General features: G+C 55.2%; 19 protein-coding genes. 8 read left to right on the top strand and 11 right to left on the bottom strand.

Features of this window, described 5'->3' with window-relative positions:
- Position 1: 1 nt before the first annotated feature.
- The 4 genes from ACESQ2_RS20475 to dapA form a co-directional block, all read right to left on the bottom strand.
- The gene (locus ACESQ2_RS20475) at positions 2-868 is read right to left on the bottom strand and encodes a neutral zinc metallopeptidase (protein WP_014839185.1); all 867 of its coding nucleotides are present in this window, start codon (positions 866-868) and stop codon (positions 2-4) included.
- A 120-nt stretch (positions 869-988) separates the two neighbouring features.
- Positions 989-1702, bottom strand: a complete 714-nt coding sequence (gene purC, locus ACESQ2_RS20470; RefSeq protein WP_004104417.1) for a phosphoribosylaminoimidazolesuccinocarboxamide synthase — start codon at positions 1700-1702, stop codon at positions 989-991.
- A gap of 108 nt (positions 1703-1810) precedes the next feature.
- Positions 1811-2845 (bottom strand): outer membrane protein assembly factor BamC, encoded by a 1035-nt coding sequence (gene bamC / locus ACESQ2_RS20465; protein WP_004853085.1) that lies wholly within the window; start codon positions 2843-2845, stop codon positions 1811-1813.
- Positions 2846-2861: 16 nt separating this feature from the next.
- Positions 2862-3740 (bottom strand): 4-hydroxy-tetrahydrodipicolinate synthase, encoded by an 879-nt coding sequence (gene dapA, locus ACESQ2_RS20460; protein ID WP_004853086.1) that lies wholly within the window; start codon positions 3738-3740, stop codon positions 2862-2864.
- Positions 3741-3893: 153 nt separating this feature from the next.
- Here dapA and ACESQ2_RS20455 point away from each other — a divergent pair, with 153 nt between their 5' ends.
- Together ACESQ2_RS20455 and bcp are read left to right on the top strand one after the other, a co-directional pair.
- Positions 3894-4463 (top strand): glycine cleavage system transcriptional repressor, encoded by a 570-nt coding sequence (locus ACESQ2_RS20455; RefSeq protein WP_046878245.1) that lies wholly within the window; start codon positions 3894-3896, stop codon positions 4461-4463.
- Positions 4464-4466: 3 nt separating this feature from the next.
- Complete coding sequence (gene bcp / locus ACESQ2_RS20450; protein WP_004104423.1) at positions 4467-4937, top strand: thioredoxin-dependent thiol peroxidase; 471 nt, start codon at positions 4467-4469, stop codon at positions 4935-4937.
- Positions 4938-5014: 77 nt separating this feature from the next.
- On the opposite strand, the gene ACESQ2_RS20445 is transcribed toward bcp, so the two are convergent.
- Complete coding sequence (locus tag ACESQ2_RS20445) at positions 5015-6082, bottom strand: AI-2E family transporter (RefSeq protein ID WP_004123481.1); 1068 nt, start codon at positions 6080-6082, stop codon at positions 5015-5017.
- A 229-nt stretch (positions 6083-6311) separates the two neighbouring features.
- Between ACESQ2_RS20445 and bepA the strand changes: the two genes are divergently transcribed.
- Together bepA and arsC are read left to right on the top strand one after the other, a co-directional pair.
- Positions 6312-7775 carry a beta-barrel assembly-enhancing protease gene (gene bepA / locus ACESQ2_RS20440; RefSeq protein WP_046878246.1) on the top strand — a complete coding sequence of 488 codons (1464 nt, stop codon included), beginning with the start codon at positions 6312-6314 and terminating at the stop codon, positions 7773-7775.
- A gap of 9 nt (positions 7776-7784) precedes the next feature.
- A complete protein-coding gene (gene arsC, locus ACESQ2_RS20435; RefSeq protein ID WP_046878247.1) occupies positions 7785-8144 on the top strand; it encodes an arsenate reductase (glutaredoxin) in 360 nt (119 codons plus the stop codon).
- 26 nt (positions 8145-8170) lie between these two features.
- Here arsC and ACESQ2_RS20430 read toward each other — a convergent pair whose 3' ends face one another.
- The 5 genes from ACESQ2_RS20430 to bglK all read right to left on the bottom strand — a co-directional run bounded on the left by ACESQ2_RS20430 (position 8171) and on the right by bglK (position 13495).
- Positions 8171-8872 (bottom strand): DnaA inactivator Hda, encoded by a 702-nt coding sequence (locus ACESQ2_RS20430; protein ID WP_211800913.1) that lies wholly within the window; start codon positions 8870-8872, stop codon positions 8171-8173.
- A gap of 95 nt (positions 8873-8967) precedes the next feature.
- Entirely contained in the window at positions 8968-10257 is a 1290-nt protein-coding gene (gene uraA, locus ACESQ2_RS20425; protein WP_004853099.1) for a uracil permease, read from the bottom strand.
- A 95-nt stretch (positions 10258-10352) separates the two neighbouring features.
- The gene (upp, locus tag ACESQ2_RS20420; RefSeq protein WP_004123492.1) at positions 10353-10979 is read right to left on the bottom strand and encodes a uracil phosphoribosyltransferase; all 627 of its coding nucleotides are present in this window, start codon (positions 10977-10979) and stop codon (positions 10353-10355) included.
- 182 nt (positions 10980-11161) lie between these two features.
- The gene (locus ACESQ2_RS20415) at positions 11162-12592 is read right to left on the bottom strand and encodes a 6-phospho-beta-glucosidase (protein WP_025106615.1); all 1431 of its coding nucleotides are present in this window, start codon (positions 12590-12592) and stop codon (positions 11162-11164) included.
- A gap of 9 nt (positions 12593-12601) precedes the next feature.
- Positions 12602-13495 carry a beta-glucoside kinase BglK gene (bglK, locus tag ACESQ2_RS20410; protein WP_014230345.1) on the bottom strand — a complete coding sequence of 298 codons (894 nt, stop codon included), beginning with the start codon at positions 13493-13495 and terminating at the stop codon, positions 12602-12604.
- A gap of 265 nt (positions 13496-13760) precedes the next feature.
- On the opposite strand from bglK, the gene purM reads away from it, so the two are divergent.
- Complete coding sequence (purM, locus tag ACESQ2_RS20405) at positions 13761-14798, top strand: phosphoribosylformylglycinamidine cyclo-ligase (protein WP_046878248.1); 1038 nt, start codon at positions 13761-13763, stop codon at positions 14796-14798.
- Positions 14795-15436 carry a phosphoribosylglycinamide formyltransferase gene (gene purN / locus ACESQ2_RS20400; RefSeq protein ID WP_004853109.1) on the top strand — a complete coding sequence of 214 codons (642 nt, stop codon included), beginning with the start codon at positions 14795-14797 and terminating at the stop codon, positions 15434-15436. The genes purM and purN overlap by 4 nt, the downstream gene beginning before the upstream one ends.
- Positions 15437-15479: 43 nt before the next feature.
- On the opposite strand, the gene ACESQ2_RS20395 is transcribed toward purN, so the two are convergent.
- Complete coding sequence (locus ACESQ2_RS20395; RefSeq protein WP_046878249.1) at positions 15480-16838, bottom strand: glycoside hydrolase family 28 protein; 1359 nt, start codon at positions 16836-16838, stop codon at positions 15480-15482.
- Positions 16839-17260: 422 nt separating this feature from the next.
- On the opposite strand from ACESQ2_RS20395, the gene ACESQ2_RS20390 reads away from it, so the two are divergent.
- Positions 17261-18715: an MFS transporter gene (locus tag ACESQ2_RS20390; RefSeq protein ID WP_049079111.1), complete on the top strand. Its 1455-nt coding sequence runs from the start codon at positions 17261-17263 to the stop codon at positions 18713-18715.
- The gene (locus ACESQ2_RS20385; protein ID WP_046878251.1) at positions 18690-19787 is read left to right on the top strand and encodes a glycoside hydrolase family 105 protein; all 1098 of its coding nucleotides are present in this window, start codon (positions 18690-18692) and stop codon (positions 19785-19787) included. The genes ACESQ2_RS20390 and ACESQ2_RS20385 overlap by 26 nt, the downstream gene beginning before the upstream one ends.

Raw genomic sequence — 19787 nt, 5'->3', positions numbered from 1 at the left:
ATTACAGCGCGTTGCCGAAGGTGTTGCACTGCGCCGGGTCGCCGCTATCGAAACCGCGTTTAAACCAGGTATAGCGCTGCTGCGACGTTCCGTGGGTAAAGCTGTCCGGCACGACGCGCCCCTGGCTCTGCTGCTGCAGGCGATCGTCGCCAATCGCCTCTGCGGCATTCAGCGCTTCCTGCAGATCGCCGGTCTCCATGTAGTCTTGCTTCTGCATGTTGTAGCCCCAGACGCCGGCAAAACAGTCCGCCTGTAGCTCCATTTTTACCGACAGACGGTTCGCTTCCGCCTGCGAAGCGTTTTGCTGCAGCTGGCGCACTTTCGATTCAATACCCAACAGCTTTTGTACGTGATGGCCAACCTCGTGGGCGATAACGTAGCCCTGCGCAAAATCGCCGCCGGCGCCAAGCTTGTTTCTCATCTCATCGTAGAATGACAGGTCGATATACACCGTGCTGTCCGCAGGGCAGTAAAAAGGCCCCATGACCGATTGACCGGTGCCGCAGGCGGTCCGCGTCGCGCCGCGGTACATCACCAGTTTGGGCTGCGGATACTGACGGCCCATATCTTTAAAAATAGCGCCCCAGGTATCTTCCGTGTCCGCCAGAATCACCTTCGTGAATTTCGCGGCCTCTTCATCCTGCGGGCTAATGGAGCGTTGGGTGGTTTGCTGTTGAGATACCGGCTCGCCGGTCAGCATGCCGGTTAAATCCACGCCGTAATAGCCCGCCACCAGAACAATAATCAGCAGTACAATGCCGCCTTTACCGCTGGGGAGACGAAAACCGCCTCCGCCGCCCATCGGTGAACCAGATTGACCACGACGATCTTCCACATTGTCGCTCTCGCGACGTCCTTGCCAGCGCATAAGCACCTCAATTCATCATATTAACCAATGAATAAGATCGTAGGCGGTTCAGCGGAGGATTACCACAGGAAACAGCAAGAAGAGCGCCAGAAGAAGAAAACTTCTTCTGGCGTCAGGGGATTAGTCGAGCTTCACGCCCAGGCGATGAGCGACTTCTTCGTAGGCTTCAATCAGGCCGCCAAGGCTCTGGCGGAAGCGGTCTTTGTCCATTTTATCCATGGTTTTTTTATCCCACAGACGGCTGCCGTCCGGAGAGAATTCATCCCCCAGCACCACTTCGCCTTTGAACAAACCGAACTCCAGCTTGAAGTCCACCAGGATCAGGCCCGCATCGTCAAACAGCTTTTTCAGCACATCGTTAGCTTTGTAGGTCAGCTCCTGCATACGCGCCAGGTTCTCTTTGCTCACCCAGCCAAAGGTTTCACAGTAGGATTCGTTGACCATCGGGTCGTGCATGGCGTCGTTCTTCAGGAACAGGTCGAACAGCGGCGGGTTCAGCTCGATGCCCTCTTCAATCCCTAAGCGTTTCACCAGCGAACCGGCAGCGCGGTTGCGCACCACGCACTCCACCGGCACCATATCCAGCTTTTTAACCAGACACTCGGTATCGGACAACAGCGCTTCCATCTGGGTCGGGATACCCGCTTCCGCCAGCTTGCTCATAATGAAATGGTTGAACTTGTTGTTCACCATGCCTTTACGATCGAACTGCTCAATGCGAGCGCCGTCCCCTGCTGACGTATCGTTACGGAATTCGAGTATCAACAGATCCGGGTTTTCGGTGCTGTATACCGTCTTCGCTTTACCACGATACAACTCAGCTTGCTTTTGCATCTTTGTCACTCCAGTGATGATTAACGATAAAAATTTGTGCTTTTCTGCCGACGCACACGTTTGCGTCACTATACATTAAAAAGGGCCGGATTGCTCCAGCCCTGTTAATTACTTACTTAATGCGGCCTGGAATACGGCGACCAGGGCATCATTTTGCGACTGCGTCAGCGTATGGCCTTTCGGGTCGATGAACTGCAGACTGCTGCGGTTATCGAGGTCCCCGACCTGCAGTTTATAATCGCCGGAAACCAGCTGCGGGTCGCGGGCGCCCAGATCGGTCCAGCCGCTGTCGGAAAGCGGTTTATAGGTGACGGAGAAGCTGCCCTGAGAACGAGAGCTATCGGTGACCTTCATGCCCACTTTTTCCAGCGCGCCCGGCAGGCGTTGCCACACCAGGTTAAACGGCGCGCGAACGATCAGCATCGGCAGGCCGGTATCATCAGCGCCGCTCTGCACGTCGAAGGTCGCCCCGGCGTTTTTCTGCGCGGCGTTCTGCGCGCTGGTGGCGTTCAGATCCAGACCTTCGGAGATGACGTTCAGCATGGCGGTACTGTAGCGCTGCAGCGAAGCCGGATCGGCAACAGGTTTACCCGCCTGCTCCAGATTCACCAGCTTCACGATCACCGCCTGCTGATAGCCCTGCTGCTTAACTGAGATTTGATAGCGACCACGATACTGCTGGTCTTCATCGAGGCGATTCCATTCGACCCAGTCGGTATTCAGCGTCTGGCTGGCATCGTCGCGTTTCGCGATAGTGTAGTTTTTCGACTGCACGATGCTTGCCACCTGCGCCCACAGCGAACCACTGCGTCCGTTTTCCACCATCAGCGTCGCGGTATCACCGTTAAACTGCGTACGCGCGCCGCTGACCAGCGCCAGTGGCTGGGCCGGCGGACGAATGTCCAGGGCTTTGCCAGTGTTACCGGTGCTGGTCGCAACCGGAATATTATAATCACCCACCTGAATCGGCAGGATCATCCCTGCTGGCGCGTGAAGTTCACTAAGCGGCGTAGCCTGCAAATAGGCCTCGTCGCCGCTCACCTGACGCTTGTAGCGCGAGTCAGAACTACAGGCCGCGAGGAGTAGAACCAGCGAAACACCCGCAACCTTCGCCAGGCGCGACTTCTGTACTGAGTAAGCCATCAAATCTCCCTAAACTTTACAGCAAACCGGCATGCTTCAGCGCTGCGGTCACAACCTTAATACCGTTTTCGGTAATCGGGGTCATCGGCAGGCGTAGCGTATCGGTCGCCACAAGACCCAACGCCTTACAGGCCCATTTGACCGGAATAGGGTTGGGTTCGACAAATAATTTGGTATGCAATGGCATCAGACGCTGGTTAATCGCACGAGCTTCGGCAAATTGACCTGCTAGCGCCAGTCGGCACATCTCGGCCATTTCGCGCGCCGCAACGTTTGTCGTTACGGAAATCACGCCATGACCGCCAAGCTGCATAAAGTCCATTCCGGTCGCGTCATCGCCGCTCAGCAGAATAAAGTCATCTGAAACCAGCTCTTTGATCTGATGAACGCGGCTTAAGTTCCCCGTCGCTTCCTTAATACCGATAATATTTTTAATTTCCGCCAGACGACCAACGGTTTCAGGCAGCATATCGCAACCGGTACGGGACGGCACATTATACAGGATTTGCGGCAGGTCAGTATGTTCTGCGATAGCTTTAAAGTGTTGGAACAGCCCTTCCTGGGTCGGACGGTTGTAATACGGCGTTACCGTCAGGCAGCCAACCACGCCGCTATCGTTAAATCGCTTGGTCAGGCTAATCGCCTCTGCGGTTGCATTTGCACCGGTACCGGCAATGACCGGGATACGCCCGTCGGCCAGCTCCAGCGTCTGCATCACCACATCACCATGCTCTTCATGGCTCAATGTTGCGGACTCTCCGGTAGTCCCTACCGAAACGATCGCCGAGGTTCCGCTGGCGACATGATAATCAATCAGTTTTTTCAGGCTTGACCGGCAGACGTTGCCGTTTTCATCCATTGGCGTGACAAGCGCTACAATACTTCCCGTAAACATGGGCCATCCTCAGAGCATAAGTGGGACAAGATTCTCAATGTTACGTTTGGAGTCGTAATAAAAGCAAGAGACCCGATGCCATCAGGGATGTTGTATGCCGGTTTTTTTTATGCTTTCCTAACGTTACCTCACCTTTTTAAAGGAAGAACAGGTTTGACAGCCTCATTACAACACTATCTGGTTATTACCGCGTTGGGTGCTGACCGCCCAGGCATCGTGAATACGATCACTCGTCACGTCAGCAGCTGCGGCTGTAATATTGAAGACAGTCGGCTGGCCATGCTTGGCGATGAGTTTACGTTTATCATGCTGCTTTCCGGCTCGTGGAATGCAATTAACCTGATTGAATCCACTCTGCCGCTGAAAGGCGCCGAGCTGGATCTGCTTATCGTGATGAAGCGTACAACCGCGAGACCGCCTCAGGCGATGCAGAACACCGTCTGGGTTCAGGTTGAGGTGCCGGATTCGCCGCATATCATTGAGCGGTTTACGGCGCTGTGCGATACATGGAAAATGAACATTGCCGAGCTGGTTTCCCGCACTCAGCCCGGAGCGGACGACGAGTCAGCACAGCTTTTTATTCAAATCACCGCCCACAGCCCGACTACGCAAAATGCATCAAATATCGAACAAGCGTTCAAAGCCCTATGTACAGAACTGAATGCACAAGGCAGTATTAACATTGTTAATTATTCACAGCATGATGAACAGGATGGAGTTTGAGTGATGAACCCACTGAAAGCCGGTGATATTGCACCGAAATTTAGCTTACCGGACCAGGACGGCGAGGAAGTAAATTTGACCGACTTCCAGGGACAGCGTGTTCTGGTTTATTTTTATCCGAAAGCCATGACCCCGGGCTGCACCGTACAGGCGTGCGGTTTACGCGATAATATGGACGACCTGAAAAAAGCAGGCGTTGAAGTACTGGGTATCAGTACGGATAAACCAGAAAAACTCTCCCGTTTCGCCGAAAAAGAGCTGCTGAACTTCACTCTGCTGTCTGATGAAGATCATCAGGTATGCGAGCAGTTTGGTATCTGGGGTGAAAAAACCTTTATGGGGAAAACCTACGACGGTATCCATCGTATTAGCTTCCTCATCGACGCCAACGGCAAAATCGAACATGTGTTTGATGATTTCAAAACCAGCAATCACCACGACGTGGTGCTGAACTGGCTGAAAGAAAACGCCTGACGCTAAGACAAACGCAAGACGCCGGGTCGTTCTCAACCACCCGGCGTCTTTTTTAGGGCATTCCTTGCGGCTTCGCGCTAATGCTCGTCTTCCACTATCAGGCCATCCGGCCAGGCGTGCACCACCGCTTTGATGAGCGTCGCCAGCGGGATAGCGAAGAACACTCCCCAAAATCCCCACAGACCGCCAAAAATAACCACCGACAGAATAATCACCAGCGGATGCAGGTTAACGGCTTCCGAGAAGAGTACCGGCACCAGCAGGTTGCCATCCAACGCCTGAATAATCAGGTACACCGCAAACAGGCTCCAGAACTCGGTTCCCGCGCCAAACTGGAACAGCGCCACGCCCACCACCGGAATGGTGACCACAAACGCGCCGATATAGGGGATTAATACCGAGAACCCTACCAGCACCGCCAGCAGCAGCGAATAGTTGAGGCCAAAAAGGATAAAGCCAATCCACGTCGCCACGCCGACGACGATCATTTCCAGCACCTTACCGCGAATATAGTTGGTAATTTGCTGGTTCATCTCTTTCCATACCTGCCCGGCCAGGCCGCGGTTGCGCGGCAGCACCCGGCGTACGGCGTTAAGCATCTGCTCTTTATCTTTCAGCAGAAAGAAAACCATCAGCGGCACCAGCACCAGATAGACCGCCAGGGTCAGCAGCCCGACCAGGGAGGCCAGCGAATATTTCACCACCGAGTCGCCGACGGTTAACATCCGGCTGCGCATATTCTCCGCCATCGCATCGATAATGCCGGCATCCATGAGGGCCGGATAACGGCGCGGCACCGTGGCGGCGAAATCGGAAAGTTTATTCAGCATCCCGGGCATATCGCGAATCAGATAAATGCCCTGCTGCCAGGCAACCGGCATCACCACAAACGCCATCAGCAGCAGAATGCCGACAAACAGAATCAGAACGACCGAGGTGGCCCAGGTACGTGAAAACCCGATACGCTCCAGTCTGACGGTGGGCCACTCCAGCAGATAGGCCAGAACAATCGACACTAACAAAGGTGCCAGCAGGCCGCTGAAGAAAAACATAATGCCGAACCCAGCCAGCAAAATGACCAGCAGCGCTATCGCCTCCGGGTCGCTGAACCGACGACGGTACCACTGCATTAACATCTGGAGCATAAAACCCTTCCCTGAAGAGCGGAGCTGTAACAATCTCAGGAATTGTATCGAAATGTCACAAAAAAGACTTCGCTTTTTATGGGTAAAACCACAAACATTACTGGCCGGATGAATATCATATTTGCAACGCCGCGAACGACGGCTAAACTCGCTGGACCTGCTTGCGGTCAGGGAACATTACGCCGCACAATCGGTCAAACTGGCACACCTACATTACAGGACAGAGGTTATGTTCAGGCAGTTGAAGAAAACGCTGGTGGCGACCGTCATAGCGTCGCTGACGCTGGGTTCAATATTACCTGCTTTTGCCGATACCGCAGACACTCTGCCGGACATGGGCACCTCCGCAGGAAGCACGCTCTCCATCGGCCAGGAAATGCAGATGGGAGATTACTACGTGCGCCAGCTGCGCGGCAGCGCGCCGTTAATCAACGATCCGCTGCTGGTGCAGTATATTAACGGTTTAGGCATGCGCCTGGTGTCGCACGCCAATTCCGTTCGCACCCCGTTCCACTTTTATCTGATTAATAACGATCAAATAAACGCCTTTGCTTTCTTCGGCGGTAACGTCGTACTGCACTCGGCCCTGTTCCGCTACTCGGATAATGAAAGCGAGCTGGCGTCGGTAATGGCGCACGAAATTTCTCACGTCACCCAGCGCCATCTCGCCCGCGCGATGGAAGACCAAAAGCGTAACGCTCCGCTGACCTGGGTCGGCGCGCTGGGCTCGATTCTGCTGGCGATGGCCAGCCCGCAGGCCGGGATGGCCGCGCTGACCGGCACCCTGGCGGGCAGCCAGCAGGGGCTGATCAGCTTTACCCGTCAAAACGAAGAAGAGGCCGACCGCATTGGCATTCAGGTCCTTCAGCGCTCCGGGTTCGACCCGCAGGCGATGCCGGCGTTTATGGGTAAGCTGCTCGACGAGTCGCGCTACTCCACCCGGCCGCCGGAAATGCTGCTGACCCACCCCTTACCGGAAAGCCGTCTCGCCGACGCCCGCAACCGTGCGAACCAGATGCGCCCGGTTGTCGTGCAGTCCTCCGCTGACTTCTACCTGGCGAAGGCCAGAACGCTGGGCATGTACACCTCCGGCGACAATAAGCTGGGCAACGACCTGCTGAGCAGCTGGGAAAAAGGCAATATTCGCGAGCAGCACGCCGCCCAGTACGGCCGCGCGCTGCTGGCCATGGGCAATAACAATTACGATCTGGCGCGCAAAACGCTGCAGCCGCTGCTGAGCGCCGAACCGCAGAACGCCTGGTACCTTGACCTGGCGACCGATATCGATCTCGGGCAAAAGAGAGCCACAGACGCGATTAATCGCCTGAAGGGCGCCCGCGAGCTGCGTACTAATCCGGTGCTGCAGCTCAACCTCGCCAACGCCCTGCTGGAAGGCGGGAAGCCGGGGGAAGCGGCGACGATCCTTAACCGCTATACCTTCAATAATAAAGATGACGTCAATGGTTGGGATTTGCTGGCGCAAGCGGAAGCTAAACTGGGAAATCGCGATCAGGAGCTGGCAGCCCGAGCGGAAGGCATGGCGCTGGTTGGCCGACTCGATCAGGCCATTACCCTGCTCAGCAGCGCCAGCTCACAGGTAAAATTAGGCAGCCTGCAGCAGGCCCGCTACGATGCGCGTATCGATCAGCTGCGTCAGTTGCAGGAACGCTTCAAACCGTACCAGAAAATGTAAGGAGACCTCATGTCCGATACGGTCAAAATCTATCACAACCCGCGCTGCTCCAAGAGTCGCGACACGCTGAGCCTGCTGAAGGCTAACGGCATCGATCCCGAAGTGGTGCTCTATCTGGAGACGCCGCCGGATGCCGCCACGCTGCGCCAGCTGCTGAAGATGCTGGGGATGACCAGCGCGCGCGACTTAATGCGCCAGAAAGAAGATCTCTATAAATCCCTCGATCTCGCTAACCCGCAGCTGAGCGAAGATGCGCTGATCCAGGCGATGGTTGATAATCCAAAGCTGATTGAACGGCCTATCGTCGTTAGCCACGGCGAGGCCCGTATCGGTCGCCCGCCGGAGCAGGTTCTGGAAATCGTTAACTAAGTTGTTGATCCTCAGGCCGCGGCCCGCTAAAGCTTGAGGATCTCTTTCACGAAAGGAATGGTCAGCTTGCGCTGGGCGGTAATGGAAGCGCGATCGAGCTGATCGAGCGTCATAAACAGCGAACGCATTTCGCGATCCAGCCGCTTAAGCAGGAACCGACAGACGTCTTCCGGCATTTCGAAACCGCGCAGTCTGGCGCGAAGCTGAAGCGCCTGGAGTTTGTCTTCATCCGACAGCGGCTGCAGCTTGTAGATTTGCCCCCAGTCAAGACGCGAAGCCAGATCCGGCAGGCCAAGCTTGAGCTGGCGCGGCGGTCGGTCGCCGGTAATCAACAGCCGGGTTTTACCGGACTCGAGAATGCGGTTGTAGAGGTCGAAAATCGCCATTTCCCACAGTTCATCGCCCGCTACGCACTCAATATTATCGATACAAACCAGCGACAGGTGCTCCATCCCGTCCAGCACTTCAGGAACAAACCACGTCCGTTTATCCAGAGGTACGTAGCCCACCGCATCGCCGCGCTGGGAGAGCTCCGCGCAGGCCGCGTGCAGGAGATGGCTGCGCCCCGCCCCTTCGCGTGACCAGATGTAGATGTATCCGCTATGTTCCTGCCGCAGCACGTTCTGAAGGGCGGCAAGAAGAGAAGGGTTATCGCCCGGCCAGAAACTCGCGAAAGTTTCATCATCGGGAAGATACAGTGGCAAAGAGAGCTGTGCCGGTGCGTTCAGATGGACCTCAACATAGGCTTGCAGAAAAACGCGGAGAGTTTAGCACAGAAATACGCAAGGAGAGAACCGGGCAGGATCGCCGCCCGGTATAAGGATCAATGTTTTGCTTCTTCGCTATCCGCAGCGTCGAGAACCACCTCTTCCGGACGCAGCACGCTAATCAGTTTGAAGATCAGGCTCAGCCCGACGCCAACGATGGTCGCCAGCGCCATGCCTTTCAGCTCGGCGGCGCCGATATGCACTTTTGCCCCGCTGACGCCGATGATCAGGATAACGGAGGTCAGAATCAGGTTCTGCGCCTTGTTGTAATCAACTTTAGATTCGATCAGCACGCGGATACCCGAAGCGCCGATAACCCCGTACAGCAGCAGCGAGACGCCGCCCATTACCGGCAGCGGGATAATCTGGATCGCCGCCGCCAGCTTGCCGACGCAGGAGAGCAGAATCGCGATGATCGCCGCGCCGCCGATAACCCAGGTGCTGTAGACGCGGGTGATCGCCATCACGCCAATGTTCTCGCCGTAGGTGGTGTTTGGCGTGGAGCCAAAGAAGCCGGAGATCACCGTAGACAGGCCGTTGGCAAACATTGAACGATGCAGGCCCGGATCGCGGATCAGATCTTTTTTGACGATATTGGCCGTGACTACCAGATGTCCAACGTGCTCGGCGATCACCACCAGCGCGGCGGGGAGAATGGTGAAAATCGCAAACCATTCAAAGCGCGGGGTGTAGAAGGTCGGCAGCGCGAACCAGTGGGCCTCGGCGATGGGCGTGGTATCGACGACGCCCATCACGAAGGAGAGCGCGTAGCCGACCAGGACGCCGATTAAAATCGGGATAATCGCCAGGAAACCGCGGAACAGCACCGAACCGAAAACCGTCACCGCCAGCGTCACCATCGAAATAATAATGGTTTTGCTGTCCGGCGATTGCCCGTCAGCGGGCAGCAGACCGGCCATATTCGCCGCCACGCCCGCCAGCTCCAGGCCGATAACCGCGACAATCGCGCCCATCGCCGCCGGTGGGAACATCACGTCCAGCCAGCCGGTTCCGGCTTTTTTGACAATAAAGGAGACGATACAAAACAGCACGCCGCACATGATAAAGCCGCCGAGAGCGACTTCGTAGCCCAGCGGCAGCAGAAGCAGCACCGGGGAGATAAACGCAAAGCTCGATCCGAGATAAGCCGGAATTTTGCCTTTGCAGATGAAAAGATATAACAGCGTTCCGATGCCGTTAAACAGCAGTACCGTGGCCGGGTTGATATGGAACAGAACGGGCACCAGTACCGTTGCGCCAAACATGGCGAACAGATGTTGCAAACTAAGCGGGATTGTCTGTAAAAGCGGCGGTCTTTCACTCACCCCGATAGCACGGCGCGTCATGGCATTTTCCTCTGAGAGTCGTTTGTTGATTGCTGTTGGTGTGTTTTATTCAAAAAAAAGCCGACTCTCAAAGTCGGCTTTTTCTACTTCATCATTTATTTCGTACCAAAAATCTTATCGCCGGCGTCGCCGAGCCCCGGAATAATGTATCCGTGCTCGTTCAGGCCCTGGTCGATGGACGCGGTGTACAGCTCAACGTCCGGATGCGCTTTCTCCAGCGCGGCGATGCCTTCCGGCGCCGCCACCAGAACCAGCACCTTAATGCTGGAGCAGCCCGCTTTTTTCAGCAGGTCGATGGTGGCGATCATGGAGCCGCCGGTCGCCAGCATCGGGTCAACCACCAGCGCCATGCGTTCGTCGATGTTGGATACCAGCTTCTGGAAGTAAGGCACCGGCTCAAGGGTCTCTTCGTTACGATAGATGCCCACCACGCTGATGCGCGCGCTCGGCACGTGCTCAAGCACGCCTTCCATCATCCCCAGACCCGCGCGCAGAATCGGCACTACGGTAATTTTCTTGCCTTTGATCTGCTCAATTTCTACCGGGCCGTTCCAGCCTTCGATGGTGACTTTTTCGGTCGCCAGATCGGAAGTTGCTTCATAAGTCAGTAAGCTGCCAACTTCTGAGGCGAGTTCACGGAAGCGTTTGGTGCTGATGTCGTGCTCACGCATCAGGCCCAGCTTGTGTTTGACGAGTGGGTGTTTCACTTCCACGATCTTCATTCTCTTTCTCCTCTGAGGGGCAGCCACAAAAAAAATCGCCGGATTATACCGCCTTTTCCCTTTTACGCCATAGCCGATATGTTTGACCGGGATCAACCAAAATGCTTTACGCTGCCTGAGCCAGTATAAGACAAAATAAAAAAACCCCGCGAAGGCGGGGCTGAATGGGGCTTTACGGCCGTTTATAGATTTTCGCCGTTGCTGCCGATAACCTGCTGATACCAGGCAAAAGATTTCTTACGGCTACGTGCCAGCGTGCCGTTGCCCTCATTATCTTTATCCACGTAGATAAAGCCGTAGCGTTTTTTCATCTCACCGGTTCCCGCGGAAACCAGGTCGATACAGCCCCACGGGGTATAGCCCATCAGGTCGACGCCATCCTCAACAACCGCTTTTTTCATTTCGGCGATATGGGCGGAAAGGTAGTCAATACGATACTGGTCATCCACCGAGCCGTCCGCTTCGCGCACGTCGATGGCGCCAAAGCCGTTCTCCACAATAAACAGCGGCAGCTGGTAATGATCCCAGAACCAGTTCAGGGAGTAGCGCAGCCCTACCGGATCAATCTGCCAGCCCCAGTCTGACTTCTGCACGTACGGGTTGGAAACCAGGCTCTTGCTTTCATCGTAATCCAGCTGCGGATTATCATCCGTTGCTTTCGTGGCGAACGACATATAGTAGCTAAAGCCGATATAGTCGACGCAGCCCTGAGTCAGCGCCACGCGGTCTTCTTCGGTGATGTCCAGCGCAAAACCGCGACGCTCGAAGTAGTTCAGCAGGTGCTGCGGATAGCGGCCGCGCACGTGAACGTCGGTAAACCAGTAGCGGCGATGCATGGCGTTCATCGCCATCATCATGTCGTTGGGCGCGCAGCTCAGCGGGTAAATCGGACACATGGCGATCATGCAGCCAATCTGCAATGACGGGTTAATTTCGCGGGCGGCTTTAACCGCCAGCGCGCTGGCGACCAGCTCATAGTGCGCCGCCTGAAACATGACCGGCTCGCGGTCCTCCCCCGGCAGATATTTCAGTCCGGAGTTGGTGAACGGCGCAAAATCTTCGTGGAAGTTGGCCTGGTTATTGATCTCATTGAAGGTCATCCAGTACTTCACTTTGTGCTGGTAGCGGGTAAATACCACCCGGGCAAAGCGGACGAAGAAATCAATCAGTTTACGGTTACGCCAGCCGCCGTACTCCGTCACCAGATGGTACGGCATTTCGAAGTGGGAGAGCGTAATCACCGGCTCAATACCGTGCTTCAGGCACTCATCGAACAGGTCGTCGTAAAACTGCAGCCCGGCCTCGTTAGGTTCCTGCTCATCGCCCAGCGGAAAGATGCGCGTCCAGGCAATAGAGGTGCGGAAGCATTTGAAGCCCATTTCGGCAAACAGCCGAATGTCGTCTTTATAGCGATGATAAAAATCGATCGCTTCGTGGTTGGGGTAGTTTTTCCCCGGCAGCACGCCATCGGTGATTTCGCGCGGTACGCCGTGCGCGCCTGCGGTCATCACGTCGGCGACGCTCACCCCTTTACCGCCCTCTTTCCAGCCGCCTTCCAGCTGATGCGCCGCCACCGCGCCGCCCCACAGAAAACCTTCTTTAAATCCGGACATGTTCTCTCCCTATGCGCAGTCGCCGCTCTGCGACCGGTATTGCTGATTGAAATGGTAAACCGCGCCTACCAGCCCGGCATCGTTGCCGTGGCTGACGGTGTCGATATATTCCGCAATGCCAAACCAGGCCAGATGTTCGCGCAGCAGCGCCAGAAAGCCCGGTCGTTCCACAATCCCGCCGCCGATCAAAATCGTTTGCGGGTCGAATAAGTTGACGAGGTTGTAAAGCCCGGTACCCAGGCCGTTAAAGAATTCAGCGACCAGACGTCGACAGGTGGCGTCGCCCGCATCGTAGCGGTCAAAAATCTCTTCGCCAGTGACGTCATCCAGCGCCTTGCCGATATGTTCAGCGTAGCGATGGCGCAGCACGCGCAGCGTGCAGTTTTCGTTCATCGAATAGCGCCGCACATCGCGGGTGCCCGGACGCGCGGTTTGCATATAGCCGAACTCGCCGGCGCGGAAGCGCGCGCCGTGGACCAGCTGGTTATTACAGAAAATCGCCCCGCCGATGCCGGTGCCGATGGTCAGGACCAGAAAGTTGCTCATGTCGGCGGCTTTACCCCGCCAGCGCTCGGCCAGCAGCACGCAGTTAGCATCATTCTCAATGGCCACGGGCAGGCGAACCTGCTGCTCAAGCCAGCGCTTGATGGCGAAGTTATCGAATTTACGGATGGCGCCGCCCATTTCGATAAAGCCGGTGTGCGGGTTAACGTAGCCGGGCGCGCTGATTGCCACCCCTTCACACGCCGGGTGAGCGGCGATCCACGCCAGCATCGCCTGCAGGATCTGGTCGCCGTCGCTGTCGACGATGTTCTGCTTTCCTTTCTCCAGCAGCGTGCCTTCGCGCGTCATTACCCCCATTTTTAACGCCGTGCCACCGATATCAAATGCGGCAATGTTCATCCTCAGCTTTCCTCCAGAATCCATCACATTCGCGGTTTATCTCTCCAGAAATCAGGAAAGAAACCGGTTTCACTGGCATGATGATTATTCCCGACAACGCTGGCAAGCAGAAGAATGTACCCGGTTTCATTTTCGTGAACAGTATCAAATTTGCGCACTTAACGGCCGTTTTACATCGGCTGCAAAGCAGGCTCGCAAACGTTTGCTATCCCTGTTAGAATTGCGCCGTTTTTTATTGCTACCGCAAACGCGTGGAGACTTCGCAGTGACCGATAAAACCTCTCTCAGCTATAAAGATGCCGGCGTGGATATTGATGCAGGCAACGCTCTCGTCGACCGTATTAAGGGCGTGGTGAAGAAAACCCGCCGCCCGGAAGTGATGGGTGGACTGGGCGGATTCGGCGCGCTGTGCGCGCTGCCGCAGAAGTATCGCGAACCGGTTCTGGTCTCCGGCACCGACGGCGTCGGCACCAAGCTGCGTCTGGCGATGGACCTCAAGCGTCACGACACTATCGGTATCGACCTGGTCGCTATGTGCGTAAACGACCTCGTGGTTCAGGGCGCAGAGCCGCTGTTCTTCCTTGATTACTACGCGACCGGCAAACTGGATGTCGATACTGCGTCGAGCGTAATCAGCGGCATTGCCGAAGGTTGTCTGCAGTCAGGCTGCGCGCTGGTGGGCGGCGAGACGGCGGAAATGCCGGGCATGTACCACGGCGAAGATTATGACGTGGCCGGTTTCTGCGTTGGGGTGGTAGAAAAATCAGAAATTATCGACGGCAGCAAAGTGGCCGATGGCGACGTACTGGTGGCGCTGGCTTCCAGCGGCCCGCACTCTAACGGCTACTCTCTGGTGCGCAAAATTATCGAAGTCAGCGGCGTTGACCCGCAAACCACCGATCTCAACGGTAAGCCGCTGGCCGACCATCTGCTGGCGCCGACCCGCATTTATGTGAAATCCGTACTCGACCTGATCGCCAACGTTGACGTGCACGCCATCGCCCACCTGACCGGCGGCGGCTTCTGGGAAAACATCCCGCGCGTGCTGCCGGACAACACCCAGGCGGTCATTGATGAATCCTCCTGGCAGTGGCCGGACGTGTTCAACTGGCTGCAAACCGCGGGTAACGTTAGCAGCCACGAAATGTATCGCACCTTTAACTGCGGCGTCGGCATGGTCATCGCGCTGCCGGCGGAAGAGGCGGATAAAGCCATTGCCTTCCTGAACGACAAAGGTGAAAGCGCGTGGAAAATAGGGTATATCAAAGCCTCTGATTCCGAACAGCGTGTGGTCATTGAATGAAAAACATCGTGGTGCTGATTTCCGGTAACGGTAGCAACCTGCAGGCGATTATTGACGCCTGCGCCCGGAAAAAAATCAACGGCACCCTGCGTGCAGTCTTCAGCAACAAGGCCGACGCGTTCGGCCTTGAGCGCGCGCGCGCGGCCAATATTCCGGCTCACGCGCTCGCCGCCAGCCAGTTTGCCAACCGGGAAGCTTTCGACCGCGAGCTGATGCACGAGATCGATGCTTACGCGCCGGATCTGGTGGTTCTCGCCGGCTACATGCGTATTCTTAGCCCGGCTTTTGTCGCCCACTACCAGGGGCGCATGCTGAATATCCACCCTTCCCTGCTGCCAAAATATCCGGGGCTGCACACCCATCGTCAGGCGCTGGAAAATGGCGATGAGGAGCACGGGACGTCGGTGCATTTTGTGACCGATGAGCTGGACGGAGGTCCGGTGGTTCTGCAGGCAAAGGTACCGGTTTTCGCTGAAGATACCGAGGACGACATTACCGCCCGCGTACAGGCGCAGGAGCACGATATCTATCCCCTGGCTATCAGCTGGTTTGTCGACGGCCGCCTGCGCGCGGAAGGAAACGAAGCCTGGCTTGATAATGTTCCTCTTCCACCGCAGGGATATGCGGCAGAAGAGTAAACTTCCCCGCCTCTGGCGTCCGCTGGAGGCGTTTTTCATTAGCTCAGGTTTCCCGCACGGATGACCGCTCGCATTTTTCCAGACACAGCGCTTGCGTATTCCAGCCTGCCGGTAGGGGAACTGGACGCTGCCAATCAAGTTCTGTGATGACTAAATCGGAAACCCCCTGCGCAAACAGGACGGGTAGCCCTCCGGGATAGGGTTCGACTCCCCAGGCCTTTCCCGTTTCTGGGTTGAGGCACCAGGCGTTATCGATACCCATTCCCGTTGGCGAAAGAGGATTACACGGCGGACGAATATCATAATTCCCCTGCCAACCGTGGCAATGCAGTCGCTGGGTAAGCTGAATACTCTCGAGTCGTATTCGGTTGATCATGGAAGGGGTTTCACTGTGCATATTGATGGCGCCTTCACATTCTCCGCAAAGCCCACGAAACTGGATTTGCGTAATCTCACCGGGCTCGATCTGCGGATTCCTGCGGCGCGCGGAGAGGAAAATCGGGTCCGCCTCCCCCCAGTGACAGGCTGGCGCCGCCACACACTCAAAAGTCATGCTGGTAAAGAGCATTCTTCGTAGCCGGCCGCCATCTCGTGAAATCAGGCCGATACCGCGATTCGAATCATAGATAGTGCAGTTGCTGACCACAATATCTTCAATATCTTGCCAGGTTTCCGTGCCGATTTTAAAAGCGCAGCTTTTTGAGCGCAGGGTACAATTGACGATCGTCACCTGACGTAGAGGACGTTGGATAGCCGCCGGTTTATCGGTGGTTTTCAGACAAATTGCATCGTCCGCCGCACTAAAAAAACTATTAGCAACGTGTACCTGCTGACAGCTATCGATATCCAGCGCATCAGTATTTGCCATTGTCAGATCGTTATCGACGGTAATGCCATCAATCACCACCTGTGAACATGAAACAAGATGAATTGTCCACATCGGCGCATGGTGTATACAGATATTTTCCAGCCTGACCCGCTGGCAATTTTCCAGAAGAATCATGCGCGGCCGCTGTTCGGCGGGCGTGCGATAGCCCATATCATCAACCGATGAGGAGAACCAACCATCGGCATTACCGTAAATAGTACCGCCCCCACAAATCGAGATATTTTCGGCATCCTGGGCATAGAGGAAAGCCCGGTCTGAGCACTCTGCGCGGCTTAAGGCCACCGCCTGGGTGAAGTCAGCATAATTATCGCTGACGATGAGTTCTGCACCGGGTGACAACCACAGGCAGGTGTTTGACCCCATGCGTAACCCGCCAAGGTAATATTTTCCACTTTCCACCACCAGCGTACCGCCGCCCGCTTGCGATAAGGTATCCAGCGCTTTTTGAAAAATCTCAGTGTCGCGAGTAATACCATCTGCGTGCGGATGCCAGTTTGAAAGAAAAATGTTCATAGGATTTCCTGAGATGAAATGGGAATGCTATCTGAACACAGTCATTATCGATCGCCGTAGGGCAAAACAGCATCGACATAAGTAATCTGTCGCCGTTCTCACAACGTCCTTTTTTCCCGCAGTGCATCTGTGATTTCGGACACATTTCTTCTCGCTCCTTCCGCAGAAATAGCGATGGCTATCACATTTCATTTTTTCGCCCGTCCTAATACTGCCGGCCATATCACGCTATTTATTTCATTTAATCCGCTTTCTCCGCCCCGCTCTCAGTTCTTAACAAAAGCGCCTTAATGACGATTCCGCAAAATTTTCACCTCTTTTACTGTGCTACTTCCTCTTTACTGACAGAAGAGACAGGAAAAATGACGAGGACAGTAACGGCACCACGGGAAGTAAAAACACGCAATATTCTCTGCTGGGGGATGGGCGATATCTTCGGCAGCGGGGCAATGACGATCACCGGGCTTTGGCTGCTTTATTTTTATATTGAAGTGGCGGGCCTTTCTCCCGCCGCCGCCGCATCCATCTTTGCGATCGCCAAAATTTGGGATGGCATCACCGACCCGATCATGGGTTATATCACCGACAATATTCGCACGCGCTGGGGGCGACGCCGAATATTCTTTATTATCGGCGCGCCGCTCTCCTTTTGCTTTGCCCTGATGTGGGTAAGCGGTTTTGGCTATGCCTGGTATCTTGGTACTTATTTGTTATTCAGCACCGTTTTTACCCTCTTGATGGTGCCCTACGATACGCTGCCTGCGGAGATGACCTCGCGTTACGATCTGCGTTCAAAAATGTCTGGCGCGCGGATGCTATTTGCCCAGGCGACAGCGTTTTTATCTGCACTTATCCCAGGACAAATTTTGGCGCACGTCGCCGATAAATCGCAGGCATTTTTATATATCGGCCTGGTCTTTTCCGTACTCTTCGCCCTACCGTGGATCTTCGTTTGGCGGGGAACCTGGGAACGGGAGAATCTCCCGCCGCCTTCGACTCAGCGCGGGATGGGGAAAACAATTATTTCGCTGTATCGAGAAATGGCTTCAACTTTCCGTTTACGTACTTTTCGCATTCACATCATGATGTACGTTGGCGGAGCCGTCGCCCTGGATATTTTCGGCTCGCTGTTTATGCACTATCTTACATATGTACTTCAGGTCGGCGCATCCTTAGCTTCCCAGGCAATGAGCCTGATGACGCTATTTCAATTTTTTGCCATCCCTTTCTTTACCTGGCTTTGTATTCGCATCGGCAACGGCAACGCCTACAAACTGGCAATTGCACTGATTATGTGCGCTCTACTGTGGTTCAGCCAGCTTTCCGCCTCCATTAGCCATTTATCAGGGTTCTTATTCGGCGGGGCCATCGTGATGGGCATCGCACGCGGCGGAACCTATCTTATCCCATGGAACGTCTACAACTTTTTACCTGATGTGGATGAAGCTTATACCGGCGTCAGACGTGAAGGCATTTACGCGGGCGTCATGATGCTAACGCGCAAATTTTCCCAGGCCCTGGCCCTGTTTATTGTTGGACTGGCGCTGGAGGCGTTTGGCTTTACCAAAGGCGCAGAGTCGCAAGATGCCGCCGCGCTAAACGGCATCTGGTGGGTATTCCTTATCGGACCGGGTTTACTCACTCTGCTGGCGATGTACGGCGCGTTTCGCTTTCGTCTAAGCCAGGAGTGTCATAAGACGCTTACCTTCGAGCTAGAGCGTCTGCGGTCTGGCGGTAAACCCGAAGATGCATCAACGCAGGTACGACAAACCGTAGAGTTACTTACCGGGCATCCGCATATGAATACCCACTGGCAGCATACAGCTGAAACGACAGCGCAAAGGAATCACTATGTCGCAGAAAATAAGCCATCCTGAAATCATCCGTCTTATCGAAAAACTGATCGATAGCCTCACCGCAATTCAGGATGACAATGGTCAATTCCTGCAGCGCCTGCCTGACGGGCGCGTGATTGATACAAAAGGCTGGGCTGGATGGGAATGGACACATGGTATCGGCTTGTTTGGTCTCTACCGCTACCATGAACTTACCGGCTCATCTCGCGCCAGGCAGATTATTGACGACTGGTTCAGCGCCCGTTTCGCCGAAGGAACGCCGGAGAAGAATATTAATACCGCGATCCCTTTTTTGACGCTTGCCAGTCGCTACCAGCAGGACGCTCGTCACGAATGGCGCGCGTATCTGGAAGTGTGGGGAGATGCGCTTTATCGTCAGATTCCGCGCACTGATGAAGGCTGCATGCAGCATGTCACCTACGAAAACGCGCATTATCAGCAAATCTGGGATGACACCTTGATGATGGCGGTCCTGCCTCTGGCCAGAATTGGGCTTTTATTGCAAAAACCTTACTGGGTAGAAGAAGCAAAATTTCAATTTCTACAGCACATTCAATACCTTACGGATAGAAAAAGTGGTTTATGGTTTCACGGCTGGAATTTCGACGGCAGGCATCATTTTGCCGGTGCCCGATGGGCTCGTGGCAATAGCTGGATAACACTGGCGATTCCTGAACTACTGGAAATGCTCAATCTTGATGAGCATGACGCCTTCTATCGCCAGCTCTGTAACATCCTGCAGGGCCAGGTATCCGCCCTCGCCCGCTGTCAATGTGAAAACGGGCTATGGCCGACGCTATTAGATGATGCAACAAGCTACGCTGAAGCCTCAGCAACAGGGGGATTTGCAGCCGGTATCCTGAAAGCGATACGTCTCGGCTACCTGGACGACAGCTATCTACCCGTTGCCGAACGAGCAATCGCAGGCATTATTGAGCATATCTCGCCGGAGGGAGAATTAACCCAGGTTTCATTTGGCACGGCAATGGGACACGACCTTGACCATTACCGACGAATCCCCCTAACTGCGATGCCATATGGCCAGGCGCTGGCGATACTCAGCCTGGTCGAGGCTTTATACCGCACGCGTTAA

It is taken from the genome of Klebsiella sp. Q11 (genome assembly GCF_964241505.1).
Taxonomy (GTDB): domain Bacteria; phylum Pseudomonadota; class Gammaproteobacteria; order Enterobacterales; family Enterobacteriaceae; genus Klebsiella; species Klebsiella michiganensis.
Note: the sequence above shows the minus strand (reverse complement) of the source record. Positions and strands in the feature narration are given on the sequence as shown.

Bases quoted from the DNA above. Each gene is read 5' to 3' on its own strand.
- bcp (WP_004104423.1), top strand. From the start codon at position 4,467: ATGAACCCACTGAAAGCCGGTGATATTGCACCGAAATTTAGCTTACCG.
- ACESQ2_RS20390 (WP_049079111.1), top strand. From the start codon at position 17,261: ATGGGCGATATCTTCGGCAGCGGGGCAATGACGATCACCGGGCTTTGG.
- bepA (WP_046878246.1), top strand. From the start codon at position 6,312: ATGTTCAGGCAGTTGAAGAAAACGCTGGTGGCGACCGTCATAGCGTCG.
- ACESQ2_RS20395 (WP_046878249.1), bottom strand. From the start codon at position 16,838: ATGAACATTTTTCTTTCAAACTGGCATCCGCACGCAGATGGTATTACT.
- bamC (WP_004853085.1), bottom strand. From the start codon at position 2,845: ATGGCTTACTCAGTACAGAAGTCGCGCCTGGCGAAGGTTGCGGGTGTT.
- arsC (WP_046878247.1), top strand. From the start codon at position 7,785: ATGTCCGATACGGTCAAAATCTATCACAACCCGCGCTGCTCCAAGAGT.
- purC (WP_004104417.1), bottom strand. From the start codon at position 1,702: ATGCAAAAGCAAGCTGAGTTGTATCGTGGTAAAGCGAAGACGGTATAC.
- dapA (WP_004853086.1), bottom strand. From the start codon at position 3,740: ATGTTTACGGGAAGTATTGTAGCGCTTGTCACGCCAATGGATGAAAAC.
- purN (WP_004853109.1), top strand. From the start codon at position 14,795: ATGAAAAACATCGTGGTGCTGATTTCCGGTAACGGTAGCAACCTGCAG.
- ACESQ2_RS20475 (WP_014839185.1), bottom strand. From the start codon at position 868: ATGCGCTGGCAAGGACGTCGCGAGAGCGACAATGTGGAAGATCGTCGT.
- ACESQ2_RS20415 (WP_025106615.1), bottom strand. From the start codon at position 12,592: ATGTCCGGATTTAAAGAAGGTTTTCTGTGGGGCGGCGCGGTGGCGGCG.
- ACESQ2_RS20445 (WP_004123481.1), bottom strand. From the start codon at position 6,082: ATGCTCCAGATGTTAATGCAGTGGTACCGTCGTCGGTTCAGCGACCCG.
- uraA (WP_004853099.1), bottom strand. From the start codon at position 10,257: ATGACGCGCCGTGCTATCGGGGTGAGTGAAAGACCGCCGCTTTTACAG.
- ACESQ2_RS20385 (WP_046878251.1), top strand. From the start codon at position 18,690: ATGTCGCAGAAAATAAGCCATCCTGAAATCATCCGTCTTATCGAAAAA.
- upp (WP_004123492.1), bottom strand. From the start codon at position 10,979: ATGAAGATCGTGGAAGTGAAACACCCACTCGTCAAACACAAGCTGGGC.
- bglK (WP_014230345.1), bottom strand. From the start codon at position 13,495: ATGAACATTGCCGCATTTGATATCGGTGGCACGGCGTTAAAAATGGGG.